Genomic DNA, 18,844 nt, shown 5'->3' with positions numbered 1-18,844 from the left:
AAGGCATCACTCCAGCGTGATGCCGTGCCAGTAGGCGAACTCCCAAGCCCAGCCGTTGGCATGCGCTTCGAGGCGCAGGGTGACGTCCTGGCCTTTCCACTTGGCCAAATCGACCTCCACAGCCTTCCAGCGCGGCTTCTCGTGGTCCACGGTCACCGCCTTTACCTCCTGACCGTTGACCAAAACCTTGACCAGCCAGTCACCACGATCATCGGCGGCCACGCTGAACTTCAATTTCGTCTTTTCGACCTTCAGCTTTCGCTCAAAGCTCGCGGGCGTCTTTTTGTCCGTGAACGGATGCATCAGCAGCACGTTCGTTTTGCCGTGGTATTCGGCCAGTTTGACCGGGGTGCGCTCGAAATCGGGCGCATTGACCTTCCAGTCGGGATTCCACAGGCTGACGCTCTCCCAGTCGATGGCACGCCAGTTGGTCTTTTTCGGCTGTGAGGCCGTTTCAGGCAGTTCGACGCCTTGGATGAGCAGTTTCTTCTTTTCGGGCGTGAGCGGGCCTTCTTCCGGTGGAGCCAGAATGTACCAAATGAGGTCGCGGAAGGCTGCGTCTGGCAAATTGCCGAATCCCATCGGCATGAGGCTTTGCTTCGTGTTCGTGAGCGACGCGATTTGATCGCGCGGCACGACTTGCGCAGCTCCACCGGCTCCGAGCAGCTTCACATGCCCCGGCGTGTCCTCCACGATGCGGCCTGCGAGCGTGCGGCCGTCCTTGGTGCTCACGCTGATGTTTTCGTAGCCGTTTCCGATGATTTGATTCGGATCGATGACGTTTGCCAGCAGCGCGTCGAGGTTGCTGCGTCCGCTGCCGATCAAATCCGGCCCCACCTTCTGTCCACCACCGTGAAACTCATGGCAGACCATGCAGGTGGCCGTGAAGAGCAGTTTGCCGTTCGCCAGATCGGGCTCGCCCGTCAAACACGCCTGCTTCTTCTGCGCGATGAGCGATTTCACATCGTCCGACGAATCCTGCCACGCTCCGAGCACTTTGTAGGCGAGATCGCGGATGGCTTTGTCCTTGTGCGTGGCCAGTGCCCGACGCACCGGCGCGGGGAAGCCGCTGGCGCTGACTTTTTGCTCGGAGATCGCGTTCAGGAGAGCCTTTGTCCACGCGTCGCGATTGGAAAGCGCCTCGATGGCTGCGTTGCGCATGTTGAAGTCCTTCGAGGCCGATTGTTGAAGCAGCGGCGCGATGAAGTCATCGCCGCCGAGGTCCGCCGCCGCGCGAATCGCCATGATGGCGACTTGAGGCATGAAACTATGCGTATGGCCCAGCAGCGTTTTTAACGCTGAAGCATAGACCGGATGCTTGGTTCCACGAAGGCGGTTTAATGCATCCATCACCTCGTAATCAGGCGCTTTTTGATTCGCGAGCACTCCAGCAAGGTGCCGAATAGCTTCTTCATCCCCCCACATCACCGCGAGCGTCTGCGCGTGCTTCCGCACGTCCGCATTCGAGGACGAACGCCACTTCGCGAGACTGGCCGCGACCTCCTTCACCGGCTTGATCACGCCGCCTTCCTGACCTTTGACGAGTCCATCGAGCGCATGCGCGAGCAGCATGTCATGCTCGGCGATCTTGTCGCAAAACTCGACCGCGAGATCGAGATTCTCTGCCTTCCGCGTGTCGCAGAGCCGGCGCATGGCTTTGTGGGAGAGGACGCGGGAGAGGGGCTCATCTGGCAGTTTGGTCAAAACAATGTCCAACGTCACTTTGGGCAGCGTCGCAATGATTGGCTCCATTGCCTGCCAACAAGCAAATTCAAGGACTGGGTCTTTTGTCTTTGCTGAGGAGGCGATTAAAGCCTCAAGGCCATCCCACATACCACGCGCGATTGGCATGCCCCCCCAGCCCTTGGCATCTGATACAGTTAAGCGAGGCTCGCCGAATCTTCTCAGAACCATGGCTGTCTCATACAGCACACGAGGATCTGCGTCCTTGCAAAACACATCCCATAAAGATGCTGGCGGGTCGGTAAAATCCGAAGGCCAGCGGCTGCTCATCTTATCGCCTAGCAGTCTGGCATTCCACGCACGCACTGTTGGATCAGCATCGTCGCCATAGGATATGCGTTTTTCAGAGCCATCGAAGTAGGCTTCTTTTGGGATGAGCCGCCTTCCATACATTTCGCTCCAGATCGGAGCACACTGCCTTTTTACCCAAAGCGCCTCAATTCGGCTCGGTCCGTTCTTTGAAGAGTGAAAAAGTTCTCCTAGCAGCTTGCTTGCTGAAAAGTCAGCTCGCACCACCAACACTCGCCTCGCCATCCTTCGCATCCAGTTGTTGGGATGCTCCAGGGTCTTCACGAGGTCGGCGGTGGAGAGTTTTTTGAGGTCGAGGTCGTTCGTGGGCCGCGTTGGAGTGGAGCCTTTAGGCGAGGTGGGATTGCTGGGAGGAGCGAGGGCGTTTTTGTCGGCTGAAGCCTGGACTCCAACTTCGCTTTCGTGCACCACACGCCAGATGCGGCCGTATTGGCGGTCCACGCCTTCGGGGTTGGCCTTGGCGTTTTGGTAGCAGGGATACTTGTCGCACCAGTCCATGATCCAGAGGAAGCCGTCGGGGCCGGTCTGGGTGCTGGCGGGGCGGAACCAGCCGTCGTTGGCGCGGAGGAAGTCGCGACGCGGCTCGCATTTGAAGGTGGCGCCGACGGGCGTGAGGATTTCCTCGTGGATGGCGTTGTCGTGGATGTTGCCGATGAAGGCGTGGCCGTGCGTGTCGGCGGGATAGCGGCCGCCTTGGTAAATCTGCACACCGGCATACGCGGCGCGGAAGTGCTTATGCTTCACGATGCTGGGCAGCAGCTCATACGAGTACGGATTCTCCGGCGCGCCTCCCTGACGCACGTAGATGCCGCCGGGGGCCATGTGGAAGAAGTGGTCGATGACGCAGGCGCTGACGAAGAAGTTCCCCGCGGCGTCGTAGTCGCAGCCCCAGGGATTGCTGGTGCCATCGGCGAAGACTTCGAATTCCCAGGGAGGTGCTGTAGCCGGGCCATTCTTGGCCCGTTCGCCTTCGCGGGGCAGGAATGCCCCGGTTACGGGCCGCGCACGGCCGATGCCCGCATCAAACTTGAAGCCTTCGCTCTCCGGCTGGCCGGGGCGGCGGACTTTGCTGTGGGTGAAGACGCCGTGCGTCATGTAGAGCCAGCCATCGGGGCCCCAGCAGAAGCTGTTCACGAGCTCGTGCGTGTCCTCGCGACCGAAACCGGTGAGCACGACACGCCACGCGTCCGGTTTGTCGTCGCCATCCGCATCGCGGAAATGGATCAAATGCGGCTGCTGGCCGATGTAGATGCCGTCATCGCCGCAGAGGATGGCGGAGGCGAGATTGAGGCCCTGGACGAAGACGGTGCGCTTGTCGGCCTCGCCGTCGTTGTCGGTGTCTTCGAGGATGATGACGCGGTCGCGGGGAAGGTTCTTGGTTCCTGGTTCTTCGTTCTTGGTTGGGAGGCAATTCGCGGGCACAGGATGGTATTGATCGTCCTTCGCCTCGCCGCCGAAGGGCGCGGGGTGCGGGGAGCCGTTCGGGTATTCGTAAGCCTCCACGACCCACAAACGCCCGCGGTGATCCCAAGTCATGGCGACGGGATTTTGCACCATCGGCTCATGCGCGAAGCAGCGGACCTCGTAGCCCTCCGGCACGGTCATTTTCTTCCGCGCTTCCTCCGGCGAGGGACATTCGTTCGTCGAGGGCAGGTAGGTGCCGGTGAGTTCTTTGGCCTGCGCGAGGAGGTGCGTGGTCAGGAGGCAGAGCGGGAGGAAAAGGAGCGGGCGCATGGTCTGACAGGTTGTAGCAGGAACTACGGAGTGGCGGCAAGGACGATGTCGGACGCGGTTTGGGCGCGAGAACCAGCAGCATGCGTCTCCGAAGTCGCGACAGCGTCGTGGAGTGCGTGTGGCAGAGGGGCAAGGCGCAAGCCTGCCCCGGCGACACCGCTGTCGAGCGTGGAAAGAACTCGATCAGACCTTTGGATACTCTCCGGCAGGCGACAGCGGTGTCGTCGATGCGCGTGCAGCGCCCTCGCATCTCTGCCACCGGCACTCCACGACGCTGCCGCGACGTAGCATACACCACCCTCGATACACCCCATTCCGGTATCGCACCCGTCGGAAAACCTGGGTATCGATCGTTTTTGGGACTGCTGGGCGATTTGATCGAGGACGAGTTTGAGAGGAGAACGAGGACGATTTGACCGGACGCCATCCATCCTGTTAATCCTCCCTGATCCCGTTCATCCTGTCACAATGTCCTCCCCCACCACTCCCGTCCGCAAGACTCCCGAACAACTCCGCTCCTGGCGCTGGTATGGCCGCGACGAGCTGCGCTCTTTTGGCCATCGTTCGCGTGCGAAGCAGAATGGCTGGGGCAATGAGGACATCGTGGGCAAGCCGGTGATCGGCATCCTCAATACCTGGAGCGATCTGAACTCCTGCCACATGCATTTGCGCCTCACGGCCGATGCGGTGAAGCGCGGCGTGCTCCAGGCGGGCGGTCATCCGATGGAGATCCCGGTGATGTCGGTCGGCGAGATGCTGACGAAGCCGACGGCGATGTTTCATCGCAATTTTTTGGCGATGGAGACGGAGGAAATGCTCCGCGCGAATCCCATCGACGGCGCGGTGCTGCTCGGCGGATGCGACAAATCCACGCCGGGGCTGCTCATGGGGGCCTTCAGCATGGACATCCCGGTCATCTACATGCCCTGCGGCCCGATGATGAAGGGCAACTGGCGCGGCGACACGCTCGGCAGCGGCAGCGATGTGTGGAAATACTGGGACGAGAAGCGGGCGGGCAATTTGAGCTGGGATCAGTGGTGCGAGATCGAGGACGGCATCGCCCGCAGCCCCGGTCATTGCATGACGATGGGCACCGCGAGCACGCTCACGGCGCTGGCGGAGACGCTTGGCCTCGTGATGCCGGGTGCATCGTCGATTCCGGCCGTGGACAGTGCGCACACGCGCATGGCCGCCGCTGCGGGCCGTCAGATCATCGAGAACGTGTGGCTGGACCGCAAACCTTCCGGTATCGTCACCGAGCGCTCGTTTGAAAACGCCATCGCGGTCGATATGGCGCTCGGCGGCAGCACAAACGCCATCGTGCATCTCATCGCCATGGCCGGACGTCTCGGCATTCCGCTGCCCTTGGAGAAATTTGACGAGATCAGCCGCAAAGTGCCGCTTTTGGCGAATCTGCGTCCCGCGGGCAAATATTTGATGGAGGAGTTTTTCCTCGCTGGCGGCCTCACGGCGCTGCTGAACGGCATGCGCGAGCTCTTGCACACCGACGTGGCCACCATCACCGGCAAGACGCTCGGCGAAAACATCGCCGAGGCGATCATTCACAACGAAGATGTCATTCGCACGCCCCAGAATCCGCTCCAGCCCGATGGCGGCACCGCCATCCTGCGCGGCAACCTTTGCCCCAACGGCGCGGTCATCAAACACGCCGCCGCCACGAAGGAACTCTGCACGCACACCGGCCCCGCGCTCGTCTTTGACAGCTATCCCGAGATGAAAGCGGCCATCGAGGACATGGATCTCGATGTGACGAAGGACACCGTGCTCATCCTACGCAACGCGGGCCCGGTCGGTGCTCCCGGCATGCCGGAGTGGGGCCAACTGCCGATCCCGAAGAAGCTCATCATGCAAGGCATCCGCGACATGGTGCGCCTGAGCGACTGCCGCATGAGCGGCACCAGCTACGGCGCGTGCGCCCTGCACATCGCGCCTGAAAGCGCCGTCGGCGGCCCGCTCGCCCTCGTTAAAAATGGCGACCTCATCGAACTCGATGTGCCGAATCGCAAACTGCACCTCCACGTCAGCGACGAGGAGCTTGAAAAGCGTCGCGCCGCCTGGAAACCCGCTCCGCAACGCTACCACCGCGGCTACGCGAAGCTTTTCGTCGAGCACGTCACGCAGGCGGATCAAGGCGCTGACTTCGATTTCCTCCAGCACGGCCCCGCGGTGCCGGAGCCGGATATTTTTTAACAGCCGACCGCCCATGACACCGCAAACCAACGTTCTTCCTGAGCACAAAGACGAGGCCGAACTCAAGCGGTTGCTGGAGTTGGAGGAAGAGTTCGACCGCCAGCAAGGCTGTGGCGGTGCCGAACCCTATGCTGATGATTTGGCGGGCTGGGACGATGGTGCGGACGGCGACGGGGAATGAGTTGGACCCGGATTGATTGTGGTTTCATGTTTTCGGCACAGGGGATTGCCTGCACGAAAGCCAAGGGTTGATGTCGTGCCTGGCGCCATGTTTGGCGTTTAGTGCAGAATCCGCTGCGCAGCAGTCAGGATGGTTTAATTTGCCGCCCCCCCAAAAAAATCTGTCCTGACGACGGACGACGATGCGAGCAAAAACCCCTGTTTGCCCTTCGTCTCTGAGCGTCAGGACTCCTGTCGTGTGTCCATGAAAGGCTCTCGCTTCCTCTGCTGCTGTCTCGTCGTCTCGAATCTCCTACTCCAGATCTGCCCGCCTGCCCATGCCCAGTCCACCTGGGTGGATGGAGCGGGTGATGACAAGTGGAGTTCCACCAGCAACTGGTCCACCAACGCCTCGCCGACTGGAACGATCGTGATCTTCAACGAAACCGGCATCGCCGCGAACAGCACCACGGTGAGCAGCATCGTGGATGGAACCTACACGATCTCAGGGCTGTCCTTTTCCCACGCCACAGGCACCACGTTTTATCATCGGCTGCAACTGGCGAACGAGCTGACCATCAGCTCCGCGCTCACCACCGGCGATGTGTTCAGTGTTTTGAGCAACCAGCTCAGCGGCAGCCATGGCGTGTCGTTCACGGGCGGGGGATCGCTGGTGATCAATGCCTCTGGACAGAACTTCCTCGTGCAGAACAGCAACACGGGCGGTGCCAACACGATGAATTTGGATTTGAGCGGAATCGCCAGCTTCACGGCGACGGTCAATCAGTTCAATGTCGGCTACGGCTCGAACCAGACGAAGGTCAATTTCACCCTCTCCGCCAACAGCAACACGATCACAGCCAATACGATGCGTTTCGGGGCCAATTACGGCAACGGTGGCGGCACGAACACCGTCAAACTCGGCAAGACGAACACCTTCAATGCCAACACGATCATCATCGCCGCCGCGCGTGCCAGCACGACGGTGAGCGTGCAGGCGGGCGTCACGAATCCCACCTGGGCCATTCGCGGGACCAGCGGCGGCGTCAGCCGGTCGGATTTGATCCTGGGCATCAACGGCAGTGCCTACGGTGCGAACTCGGGCGGCTCCAGCGCCTCCACGGCGAACGTGAATCTCACCGGCGTGAGCGTGGACTTCCTGCTGGATGAACTCGTGCTCGGTGTCGCTGGAAGCGTGGCCTCGGATCGAATCGGCCATGGAAATGGCAATCTGACCGTCGCACAGGGAACGGTCGATGCGAAATCGGTGACGATCGGCCGGGCGCTGAACATCACATCCCAGGCAATCAACTATACCGGAACTAATGGCGACTACACGGGTGCCACCACACACGGTACCTTGAACATCACGGGCGGCATCTTCACTGCGGGCAGCGTCACGATTGCTGAAAACCTGGACGGGTTCGGCTCCGATCCGACCAATGCGACGGCGGGCGTGAATGTGAACGCGGCCATCAAGGGAGCGCTGAACATCTCCGGAGGCACCACTTTCATCACCGGCGATCTCACGCTCGCCACCCGGACGAATGCGACGCCGAGCAGCGGCAGAACCGAAGGCATCGCCACGCTGACCGGGGGCTTTGTCACGGTGGGAGGAAACATCAAGGAAGGAACGTCCGGCGGTTACGCGAACAACCTGAGCACGCTGACGCTCAATGGCGCGGTTTTGGATCTCACCAACGGCTCCATCAAGGTGGACACCTTGAACCTGCAGTCAGGCGTGCTGCGCAATGTGAGCGAGATCAATGACGGCGCGGGCTGGAGCAAGACAGGGGCAGGCACGCTGGTGCTCGGCGGTACGAATGCGTTTTCAGGCGCGGTCAGCGTCAATGCGGGCAGGCTGGTGGTGGCCAGCAGCAGCGGGTTCGGCTCCAGTTCCACGGTGAGCGTGGCCAACCCGGCTGCGTTTGACCATGCTCCGGGCGCCGGACAGGTGCTCACGCTCACCAGCTTGTCTCTGGCGGGTGGCTCGACGATTGGAGCCGAGCTCAAAGAAGGTTCGATCAACGTGACAGGCACCGGCAGCAGCACGGGAACGATCAAGGTCGATGTGTTCGGCATCCCGGGCATGAATTACACCAACGGAGCCTACCACATCGTCACGGGCAGCGGTTTCGACGTCGTAGGTGCGGTTTACCAGACGGGCAGCTTCTACAACACGACCAACTTCGGCGTGAACGGCGTCGGAGCGGACGCCAGCGGCATTTTCGCGAACGTGTCCACCGCGACGGAACTCACGGACGCCTACTGGTTCGGCGGTTTTACTGGAGCGACCAACGTGTGGGCCGTTTCGGATGGCGGTGGTGCCAGCGGGCACAGCAATTGGGTCACGGGAATCAATGCCACTGGAAACAACACGGGTCTGGTTCCCGGCATGAACACCAACACAATTTTCTCCGCCAACTCGGCCACGAACCAGTCGAGCATGACCTTGGGCGCGAACATGACCCTTGGTTCGCTCACCTTCAACGACAGCGCGGCCATCCTGCTGAGTGACATGAGCTATGCGCTGACGCTCGCCAAGGCGACGGCCATCACCGTGAACAGCGGCGCGGGTTTGGTGAAGCTGAACACCGATCTCTCCTTCGGAACCGACGGTGCGGCTGTTGATGTGGACGCGGCTTCAAGCGGTCTGGAGTTTGGTCTTATTGTCAGCGGAGCGAACGGATTTACCAAGACAGGTGACGGAACTCTGACGCTCTCAGGAACGCTGGACAACACGCTCAGCGGCACGATTGCGGTGCATGGCGGTCTTCTGCTTTTAAACAAGCTGACCGGGACCGACGCGATCTCCGCAGGGCTGAGCATCGGTGATGGCAGCGGGACTGACACGGTGCGTTTGATGGCGCTCGACCAGATTTCGGACAGTTCCGTCGTCAGCGTGAATGCGGGCGGTGTTTTGGACCTCAACGACCGCACGGAGACGATCGGCGGTCTCGGTGGCACGGGCGGTGTGGTGACGAACAGCGGCACAGGCAGCGTGATTTTGAACGTGGGCGGCAACAACGTCAGCGCGAGCTCCGGGACGGTGATTCAGGACGGCAGCGGCCAGTTGAGCCTGACCAAGACCGGTTCTGGAACCCAGACGCTGTCGGGAACGCAGACCTACACCGGCCTGACCACGGTTTCAGCCGGCACGCTGGCACTCGGGGCGAACGATGTCTTCAGCGGCACGATTCTCGTCAGCGGTGCCACGGCGGTGCTGGATGTGGCTTCGTTCACTGACACGGTCAGTTTGGTGACGCTGGTCAACGGAGGCACCATCGGAGGTGGCACGGGCAGCTTGAGCAGCACGTCCAACTTCGATCTGCGTGATGGCACGGTCAGCGGCAGGCTGGCTGGGAGCACCGGCATCGACAAAACGACGACTGGCACGGTGACGATTACTTCGACCGCCAGCACTTACAGCGGAACGACGAACATCCTGCAAGGAACGCTCGCCATGGGGGCGGTGAATGCGCTGCCGCTCGGGGGCAATGTGACGCTGGGCAATGGCACGACGGTGGGCACGCTGGACTTGAACACGTTCGACCAGACCATGGGGGCGTTGCAGATCAATTTCGGCACGGGCAATCAGATCGTGATCGATGCCGGGGCCACACTGACGCAAACCGGCGGGCTGATCTTCGGCGCGGCGGCGACTGGCAGCGGCACCTTCACCGCGACCGGTGGTGGCGCATGGGTGATCGACGCAGCGACGCAGAATGTGGAGATTCGCAACACCGTGACGGGCAATGGCACGCTGACCTTCGATGTCGCCGGGCTGCAGAGCTTCAACGCGAATGTGAAGGAGTTTAACCTCGGTTTCAGCTCTGTGTCGCAGACGATCACCAAGACGAAACTGGCGCAGAACAACACGATCACCGCCAACATCATTCGCATCGGAGCCGGCAGCGGCACGGGAACGCTCACCGGGACCAAGATGGAGCTAGGCCTGACGAACGTGATCAACGCGAACTCCATCCTCGTCGGCCAGGCTCGCACGACGTCGGATCTGGTGTTCCAGACCGGTCTCAGCGGCACGCCGGCCCTCGTGATTCGTGCCCAGGATGGTGTAGGACGGACCGATTTGACCCTGGGAGCCAATACAACGACGACGTTTGTGAACGGAGCCAGCGTGGGTGGTTCTTCCTCGCCCCATGGCCGTGTGGATCTCCGTGGTGGCTATGTGGACATGCTGCTGGATGATATGATACTCGGAGTCGCGAGTCAGGTCGATCCTGGCAACGGATTCGGCTATGGCCTGGCGACCTTCAGCTTCAACCAGGGCATCATTGACGCGAACAACGTGATCGTGGCCCGCACGCTGAACAGCGACCAGGCTCAGACCGTCATGGGCGGTGCCTGGCCGGGTGGAAACGCGAACATCAATCACGCCACGCTCAATGTGGAAGGCGGCACGCTCCGCGCGGGCACCGTGGTGATCGCGGACAACCAGGACGGCACCGTGGGCATCAATGGCAACAGCACCGGCACCATGAATGTCACGGGCGGCACGCTGGATGTCGCGGGAGACATCATCATCGCCCGTCACACGGCAGGCAGTCCCAGCACCGGCTACGCCAAAGGCACGCTGAACCTCACTGGCGGCGTGGTCACGGTGCAGGGGAACCTCGCTGAAGGTGCCACAGGCGACAATCAGAGCACGCTGACGCTGAACGGCGCCACGCTGGACCTCACGGGTGGAAACATCCAGGTGGACACCTTCAATGCGCAGAGCGGGATCCTGCGCAACGTGGCTGAAATCAACGGCGGCGCCGGTTTGACCAAGACGACGGCTGGAACGCTCACCTTGGAAGGCGCGAACAGCTTCACGGGTGGTTTGACGGTCTCCGCCGGCCGCGTCTTCGACACCGCCAACACCGCGCTGGCGGCCAGCAACAGTGTCTCCGTCTCCTCCGGTGCCACATTCGACTACGCTTCGGGCGCTGGTGATGTTTTGACCCTCGGCGCACTCAATCTCGTGGACGGCTCCAGCATCGGTGCCGAACTGAAGAACGGCTCGATCAATGTGACTGGTGCCAGCAGCGTCAGCGGCACGATCAAGGTGAATCTCTTTGCTCTTCCAGGAATGAGCGCCGGCACCTATCACATCGTGACCGGCAGCGGTCTGGACGGCGGAACCTCGTATCAGAAGGGTGTCTTTTACAACCTGACCGACATCGCCATCGACAGCGTGGGCGCGGACACGACGGGCATTTACGTGAATGCCTCCACCGCAACGGAGCTCACCACGGCGTATTGGCATGGCGGCTTCTCCGGCGCGGTCAATGTGTGGGCCGTTTCCGATGGCGGTGGTGCCAGTGGCAACAGCAACTGGGTCACGGACATCAACCCGGTCGGGAACAACACCGGTCTCGTGCCCGGCGCGAACACGAGTGTGATCTTCTCCGCCAACTCAGCGGGCAATCAGACGAGCATGGTGCTGGGCGCGGACATGTCCGTCGGCACGCTCACCTTCAATGATGCTGCGGCGGTGGCGCTGAATGACCCCGATTATCAGCTCACGCTGAACGGAGCCAATGCGATCACGGTGAGCAATGGCGCGGGCGCGGTGAGCTTGAATGTGCATCTGCTGCTGAACGGCGCTGCTCCGGCCCTTTCGGTCGATGCAGGCAGCGCGGGGCTCACGCTCGGTGGCATCGTGAGTGGTGCGGATGCATTCACCAAGAGCGGCGGTGGAACGCTGGTTTTTACCGGTGTGGAGGCCAACGACTACAGCGGGCAGGCCAGCGTGACCGAAGGCACTCTCGTTTTGGACAAGGACAACGGCGTCACGGCCATCACGGGCGATCTTGTTGTGGGTGATGGCAGCGGAACGGACACCGTGCGGCTGCAAAGCCTGGAACAAATCGCGGACGACGCGGATCTCACGCTGAACAGCAGTGGTGTGCTTGACCTGGCTGGGCAGACGGAAACGCTGGGTGGCGTCAGCGGCACGGGACGCATCACCAACTCGAGCACATTGGCCGCCACACTCGCGGTGGGAGCAGGTGATGAGAGCAGCAGTTTCTCCGGCCTCATCGAGGATGGCACGGGAATGCTTTCATTGATCAAAACAGGCGATGGCACGCTGACGTTGAGCGGCAGCCACACCTTCAGCGGCAGCCTTTCCGTTCTCTCCGGGACTCTATCCGTGGCTGCGGTCAACAACGCTGTTGTCTCCGGCGTTTTTGGCAACAGCACGCAGGCCATTCAGTTGGGCAGCAATGGCAAAACGGCGACGCTGCAATACACCGGCGCCACCGCGTCCACCGACCGTGATTTCTCCCTCGCCTCCGGCGGCACTGGCGTCATCGAGATCACGAGCAGCGCCACTGAACTCACGCTCAGCGGCAGCATTGGCGGCACGGGCAATTTTGCCAAAATCGGCCCAGGAACACTCATTCTCGCCTCAGCCAATGACTACACCGGCAGCACTTTCATCGAGCAGGGCGAGGTCGTCGTCGGTGCCGATGGCGCATTGCCGGATGGCACGGATGTCATCTTTGGCTCCACCGATCCCGCCGTTCCGGGCACCTTGGCGGTCACTTTGGATCTCTCGGCCCACAGCGCCACCATTGGCGACCTGAAGGTCTTCGTGAACAGCTCCTCCGTCACTTCCAACGTGGTCATCGGAGCCGCGCAAAGCCTGAACATCAGTGGTGCGGTCCTGATCGGTCCCAATGTGACGGGCACCAACACGGCCACGAAGCTCACGTTCTCCGGCGGTGGCACGCTCAATGTCGGCTCGGGGGCAGTTCCCACGAATGCCGGCTTCCAGATCGGCGGCTCCACGGTCGATGGCAAAGGCAATGCGGTGACTTTGGACATGTCCGGCCTTTCGCACTTCAATGCCTACCTCGGCACCGGCACGTTCTTCGTGGGTGACGCGGCGGATTCGGGTGGCGGAGGCAGCGGCAACGTGACCTTCACCATGGCCACGGACAATTTCATCAACGCCCAACGCTTCAGCACGGACAACGCCCACTACACCAACACGACGCTCGTGAATCTCGGCACCGGCGCCAACATCATCCAGGCGGACACGGTCACCATCGGCATTTCGGACGGACGTGGCGCGGGCACCTTCGGTTTCGCAGCCGGCAACACCACGGGAACGCTGACCATCCGTGCCCAGGACGGCGTCAGTCGTGCCGCCATGACGGTTGCTTATGCCGTCACGGCCGGCACGGGTGCAGGTCCTGCCCAAACGGCCGATTTCCGCAATCACACGACCGACTTGCTCCTCAGCGATCTGAAAATCGGCGGACGTCTGGCCGGAACTGGAGCCAACAACACCACAGGCACGTTCCACTTCAATCAAGGCACGCTGGATGTCACGAAGGTCACGATTGGCGACAAATCAGGCGGCGGAACGGCCACGGTCACCGGCAACTTCAACATCAGCGGCGGCACGGTGAAAATTGGGGCGGGCGGAATCGCCATGGCCTCCAACACCACCTCCACGGGCGCTTCGGCAGTCGCCAATGTGTACTTCACCGGCGGCACGATCACCATCGATGGCGATGTGGTCCGCACCGGAGCCACGAGCGGCGGCGCATCCACCGCCAATGTGAAAGTCGGCGGCACGGTCGATCTCGACATGAAAGGTCACGACATTGGCGATGCCTCCAATGCGGTCGCGTTGACGGTGGAAGGCGGCACTTTGCGCAACGTGGGCGAAATCAATGGCGGCGGGGCTGTCACCAAGACCACGACTGGTAGCCTGGTGCTTGATGGAACCAACACGTTCACGGGCTCCACGGCGGTCGATGCGGGCTCCTGGTTCGTCAATGGCGCCCACAGCGGCGGTGCAGGCTACGCCATCAGTGCCAATGCCACTCTCGGCGGCATGGGCTTCGTCACTGTGGCCGGCGGCAACGACATCACCATCGCCACCAACGGCAAACTCAGCGTCGGAGACGCCACTCCGGCAGCGGCGACGCTCAGCCTCGACACCACCTCCGGCGGTGCGCTGGTGTTTCAGGACAACAGCAGTTTGGAAATGGATTTGTTCAGCGCCAACACCGGCGGGCTCAACGTTTCCGACCTGCTCAATCTGGACGGCACGCTCACGATTGGCAGCAATGTCAGCCTGAACGTGATCAACAGCACCTCGCTGCCCACCACCGCATGGCAGGATGGCGACACCTGGCAGCTTTTCGACTGGTCGGGCGTCTCACTCCGCACCGGCACCTTCAGCACCGTGCTTCCCGACCTCACCGGCACCGGTTTGACCTGGGATCTGGGCGATCTCTACACCGGCGGCGCGATCAGCGTCGTGCTCGTTCCCGAACCCGGCCGGATGTCGCTGCTTCTCCTCGCCGCAGCGATCTTCGCCTTGCGCCGTCGCAGGCGTTCGCAGGATTGACCGAACACACGGCCGCTGAAGGCGCATCTTCGCCCTTGCGCCTTCTCTTTGAGACGCTACAAATGCTGTCCCGCTCGCGGTGCCCCCGCGAGAAAAACCGCAGATTTTGTCAGCAATGACCAAACGGCGGGCTGTGGCTCAGCCTGGTAGAGCGCTTCGTTCGGGACGAAGAGGTCGTGGGTTCGAATCCCGCCAGCCCGACCATCCAAACCACTGATAATCAAGGGGCTTGGGTGTGAAGGTTACTAACCGCATACAAGATTAGTAACGCAAATAGTAACACTTCACACATCCTCAGCCGTGGACTCGTCCACTTCATCAGAACAGAACCAGAAATCCAAAACCCCCAACTCTCTCAGGCGCGTCAGCGAAGGTCTTTACCGGAATCCAGCTTCCGGTGCCTACTTCGCTCACTTCCGATTGAATGGGCGGGTGTTCAAAGAGAGCCTTGGCACTGCCGAGCTTCCCGTCGCGAAACGGAAGCTCAGGGATCTGCGCCAGGAGAAGGAGCACCTTGATCCGAACGCAGGAAAGCAAACACTCCGCGAGATCACCGAGCGGCACCTGAAACTTCAGGGAAACCTTTCCCGGTCGAGCATCACCAAGAAGACCGGCATTGCCAAGGCGGTTTACCAGGAGTGGCCGAAAAGTATTGATCGTCCGGCACTGGAGATCCGTGCCTCGGAGGTTGAGGAATGGCTGCTGAAAGTCACCAAAGGCATGCGGCACTCCTCCCGGAATGAATGGCTCTTTTTCATCAAGGGGGTCTTCGAGCGTGCCGTGCGGGATGGCATCCTGGTCAAGTCACCCGTAGCTCACATCATGCCGGTGAAACGTCAGGCTGTGGAGCGGCTCACACCAACCTGGGAGCAGTTTCAGGAAATGGTCCGCTACATCCGCAATAACACGATCAACCGGCGTTGTGCGGCCAGCGGCGATTTCGTGGAGTTCATGGGTTTGTCAGGGCTCGGAAATGGCGAGGTGGCCGAGTTGAAGGTCCGGGATGTCGATCTCGCCCGAGGCACCATCTGGGTGCGCAGGCAGAAGACCGACACCGGTTTCCATATTCCCATATTCCCACGTCTCCGTCCCCTAGTAGAGCGCCTAGTTCGTGCGCAAGGAGGTGCCCCGAATGCCAAGCTCGTTCCGATCTCGGAAGCCAAGCACGCTCTCGAATCCACCTGCAAGGCGTTGAACTACCCCCACTTCACTCAGCGATCCCTGCGCCGAATGTTCATCACAGATGCTCTGGAGAAAGGCATCGACGTGAAGACCATTGCCGAGTGGCAAGGGCATCGGGATGGCGGAAAGCTCATCCTCGACACATACAGCCACGTCCGCCGTCCGCATCACGACCGCATGGCGGAACTGCTGGCGTGATTCTATTTGGACGTAAACTTGCCCATCCCTGACTGCCTAGACCAAGACACATGACACCCAGCCTGCGCCCCTGCCTTCGAGAACCCATCCCAGAAATCGGCGAGGCAGCACGTTTGCTTGAGTCTGCGGTCCAGGCACACCTCGCGGGCAATCCAAATCTAGCCCATGAAATGATCCGGGGTGCTGACCTGCCTGCGATTCGAGAATGGACGGAATCCCTCTGGGGTAGCAACAGCCCGTATGTTCAATATCGGCCCGTTGAGAATGCGCCGCCCAGTATTCCCAAAGAGCAACGGGTGAAGCTTCGTATGCCCACCAATGCGGAAAAGAACGTCCTGCATGAGCGTGACGGGTTCCACTGCCGGTTCTGTGGCATTCCCCTCATCCGCAAGGAGATCAGAGAGCGCATCAAAAAGGCGTATCCCAAGGCACTTTCATGGGGATCGAAGAACATCGACCAACACGCCGCATTTCAGGCGATGTGGTTGCAATATGACCATCTGCTCCCGCACGCTCGTGGTGGAGACAACAGCTTGGATAATATTGTGATCACCTGCGCTCCGTGCAATTTCGGGCGTATGAACTGGACTGTGGAGGAAGTCGGATTGATCGACCCGAGAACCCGCCAGGCAGTGCGGTCATCATGGACCGGGTTGGAGGAATTCAGGTGATCAAAGCAGGTCACTTCTTTACGGTCGCTGTTCCGGTGAGCAGTCCTGAAGCGTCCCGGAAAGTGATGGTGTTGCCTCGGATGGCGCTGGTGCCTGTGACTCGACCTGATGAATCGCGGTAGGTTGTCACTCCCGAGGATGAGCTTGAGGAGGTCCCGGTGAGTCGTCCCTGAGCATCTCGGCAGGTAGTTTTCGATCCGCTGGTGCTTGAAGTCCCGGTCATTCTTCCTTGGGCATCGCGGAAGGTCGTCTTGCCGGTGCTCGATTGTGTGGCTGTTCCTGTCGTCCTTCCCTGAGCATCTCGGAAGGTCGTTTTGGTTCCTGATGTGCTGTAGGTTGTCGAGGCTTTGCCCTTTCCGTCTCTGAGCGTGGCAGTTTTACCAGCAAGTGAAGACGCAGGATCAGCAAGGGCGAGAACGGGGAGCAGGAGGGCCAGAATCAGCTTCATGCGGGCCTTGGACGACGTGAGGATGGAAATCTTCAGCCCTCCACATCGAAAGGCAGGTTGAAATACCCGAAGACAGCCTTGGTCCGCTCGAAGGAATGGCGCGAGGCGGTGGACAAGCTGCCGCTCACGCTGCTGGACTCGGCACAGGTGAACGCGTGGCAGGTGGCCTATCGGAAGGCAAAGCCTGCGAATCCCGAGGCACAGCGCCGGGTGCTGAACTCCGCCCGCTCCATCGTGAGGAATGCGAAGGCGATGTTTGGCGTGAAGATCGCGAAGGCGCTGCGAGATGTGGCCGGGCTGAAACTGCCGGAGCCGCTGCCGATGGGGGATGTGAATCTGTCGGAGCTTTTCGGGAAGAAGCAAAAGACGCGGTATCAGTCCCGCATCGACGCTGAGAGGCTGCTACGGCTGGCCGGTGATGAGCTGGCGGCGACTCAGCCGGAGGCGTTCAAGGTGCTGCTGCTGGCGCTGTGCTGCGGCCTGCGAAAGCGGGAGATTGATTGCCTGCTGTGGCATCAGGTGGACATGGAGGCGGGCGTGATCCGCATCGAGGCCACGGAGCATTTCCGCCCGAAGAGCGAGGACTCCGCAGGCGAGGTTGATCTTGATCCCGAGTTGCTGGCGCTGCTGCGGCGCTGGCGGTCGCTGGCAAAGGGCGAGTTTGTGATTGAGGGCCGGGCGACAACGGACTTCAAAAGCCGGGTGAGCTACCGCTGTGAGCCGGTGTATGCGGCGCTTTATGAGTGGCTGCGCGGTCATGGAGTGAAGGCGCAAAAGGCGCTGCATGAGCTGCGGAAGGAAGCGGGTGCGCTGGTGGCAAAGTCGGCAGGCATCTACGCGGCCTCCCGACTGCTGCGGCATTCAGACATCCGCGTGACCGCGGACTTTTACGCGGATAAGAAGCAGCGCATCAGCACGGGGCTTGGCTCGCTGCTGCCGCCTCAAAACGTGATCGCGTTCCCCGGAGCGGATGCGGCACAGCCTGAGAGGCTGTCGGCATAAGGCGACCGTTCAAGCAGGCGGGGCGGGGGGGTGAGCTTTCGCCGCTGTCTGCGATTTCTGATATGGATTCGAGCACGAGAAATTTTTCTGCATTGCGAGGCGGTCTAATCAACGATTGCCCTCCATCGCGTATCAACTAGACATAGATGATGACTGCGGATGAAGAATCAAAGCTGTATGCGGAGACATTGCGCTGGATGGCACGAGCTAAACTGCTGACCTGGCCGCCATGTGCGCCGAAGCATTGGAGCCCCTTGGATTTTGGATACCCTCTCGACGCATCAGTCTTGGCGGGTATTGACTTTTATATGCTGGGTGGGGTGAAGTGGTTTGAACTCAAGAGCGTCTATGACGAATGGAAGGCACGCCATCAGCGAGAAGTCGCCGACGAGATCGCGGAGGTAGTGATATTCTTGGTTGGACTATGTGAGGTGGACCCCGAAAATCGGGCCAGGGGTTAAGGTATGCGATTATGGTGGTTGTGGCTTGGGGCGGCATACCCCGAACCCAAGAACAGACCATGAAGAACAAACGCAAACGACATGACTCGCAGTTCAAGGCCCGTGTGGCCTTGGAAGCCCTCAAGGGGCTGAAAACCGTGCAACAGATCGCCAAGGAATTTGGCATTCATCCCGGACAGGTTTCGGTGGTAGGAGTCCGGCAAATCGACTTTCAAAACTGTCGACGGGCATGTCTTCGGCATCACCCAAATTCCAGAATTTGCCGTGTCCTATAAGATAAATGGGTTCTGATTGTGGCCAGAGGCTAAAAGCTGGGCCCATGCAAGCAGGGTTTCGCCCGATCCGTGTAGAC

At 60.8% G+C, this 18,844-nt stretch carries 8 protein-coding genes, 1 tRNA gene and 1 pseudogene; 8 read left to right on the top strand and 2 right to left on the bottom strand.

Translation table 11 applies throughout. The features are described from left to right. Window positions 1–6: 6 nt before the first annotated feature. The gene (locus tag IAE77_RS05655; protein ID WP_294223082.1) at window positions 7–3,786 is read right to left on the bottom strand and encodes a PVC-type heme-binding CxxCH protein; all 3,780 of its coding nucleotides are present in this window, start codon (window positions 3,784–3,786) and stop codon (window positions 7–9) included. Window positions 3,787–4,254: 468 nt separating this feature from the next. Between IAE77_RS05655 and araD the strand changes: the two genes are divergently transcribed. From araD to IAE77_RS05625, 6 genes are all read left to right on the top strand, one after another. After that, on the top strand, window positions 4,255–5,997 hold the full coding sequence (araD, locus tag IAE77_RS05650; protein WP_294223079.1) for an L-arabinonate dehydratase: 1,743 nt from the start codon (window positions 4,255–4,257) through the stop codon (window positions 5,995–5,997). Between the two features lie 13 nt (window positions 5,998–6,010). Continuing rightward, on the top strand, window positions 6,011–6,178 hold the full coding sequence (locus IAE77_RS05645) for a hypothetical protein (RefSeq protein WP_294223076.1): 168 nt from the start codon (window positions 6,011–6,013) through the stop codon (window positions 6,176–6,178). A gap of 243 nt (window positions 6,179–6,421) precedes the next feature. Beyond that, window positions 6,422–14,530: an autotransporter-associated beta strand repeat-containing protein gene (locus IAE77_RS05640; protein ID WP_294223073.1), complete on the top strand. Its 8,109-nt coding sequence runs from the start codon at window positions 6,422–6,424 to the stop codon at window positions 14,528–14,530. A 127-nt stretch (window positions 14,531–14,657) separates the two neighbouring features. Continuing rightward, window positions 14,658–14,734: transfer RNA gene (locus IAE77_RS05635), tRNA-Pro, on the top strand. 96 nt (window positions 14,735–14,830) lie between these two features. Further along, a complete protein-coding gene (locus IAE77_RS05630) occupies window positions 14,831–15,910 on the top strand; it encodes a tyrosine-type recombinase/integrase (RefSeq protein WP_294223070.1) in 1,080 nt (359 codons plus the stop codon). 50 nt (window positions 15,911–15,960) lie between these two features. After that, window positions 15,961–16,581, top strand: a complete 621-nt coding sequence (locus IAE77_RS05625; RefSeq protein ID WP_294223067.1) for an HNH endonuclease — start codon at window positions 15,961–15,963, stop codon at window positions 16,579–16,581. A gap of 10 nt (window positions 16,582–16,591) precedes the next feature. Here IAE77_RS05625 and IAE77_RS05620 read toward each other — a convergent pair whose 3' ends face one another. Next, complete coding sequence (locus IAE77_RS05620) at window positions 16,592–17,029, bottom strand: hypothetical protein (RefSeq protein WP_294223065.1); 438 nt, start codon at window positions 17,027–17,029, stop codon at window positions 16,592–16,594. 78 nt (window positions 17,030–17,107) lie between these two features. Between IAE77_RS05620 and IAE77_RS05615 the strand changes: the two genes are divergently transcribed. Next, window positions 17,108–18,031, top strand: coding sequence for a tyrosine-type recombinase/integrase (locus tag IAE77_RS05615; protein WP_294223063.1), 924 nt, complete (start codon window positions 17,108–17,110; stop codon window positions 18,029–18,031). 520 nt (window positions 18,032–18,551) lie between these two features. Further along, window positions 18,552–18,677 (top strand): annotated as a pseudogene (locus tag IAE77_RS05610) (IS3 family transposase); the annotation flags it as partial. Window positions 18,678–18,844: the final 167 nt, after the last annotated feature.

Source organism: Prosthecobacter sp. (assembly GCF_014879935.1).
Taxonomy (GTDB): Bacteria; Verrucomicrobiota; Verrucomicrobiia; order Verrucomicrobiales; family Verrucomicrobiaceae; genus Prosthecobacter.
Note: the sequence above shows the minus strand (reverse complement) of the source record. Positions and strands in the feature narration are given on the sequence as shown.

What these genes read in the sequence shown, in the direction of transcription:
- IAE77_RS05655 (WP_294223082.1), bottom strand. Translation starts at nt 3,786, where the DNA reads ATGCGCCCGCTCCTTTTCCTCCCGCTCTGCCTCCTGACCACGCACCTC.
- araD (WP_294223079.1), top strand. Translation starts at nt 4,255, where the DNA reads ATGTCCTCCCCCACCACTCCCGTCCGCAAGACTCCCGAACAACTCCGC.
- IAE77_RS05645 (WP_294223076.1), top strand. Translation starts at nt 6,011, where the DNA reads ATGACACCGCAAACCAACGTTCTTCCTGAGCACAAAGACGAGGCCGAA.
- IAE77_RS05640 (WP_294223073.1), top strand. Translation starts at nt 6,422, where the DNA reads ATGAAAGGCTCTCGCTTCCTCTGCTGCTGTCTCGTCGTCTCGAATCTC.
- IAE77_RS05625 (WP_294223067.1), top strand. Translation starts at nt 15,961, where the DNA reads ATGACACCCAGCCTGCGCCCCTGCCTTCGAGAACCCATCCCAGAAATC.
- IAE77_RS05620 (WP_294223065.1), bottom strand. Translation starts at nt 17,029, where the DNA reads ATGAAGCTGATTCTGGCCCTCCTGCTCCCCGTTCTCGCCCTTGCTGAT.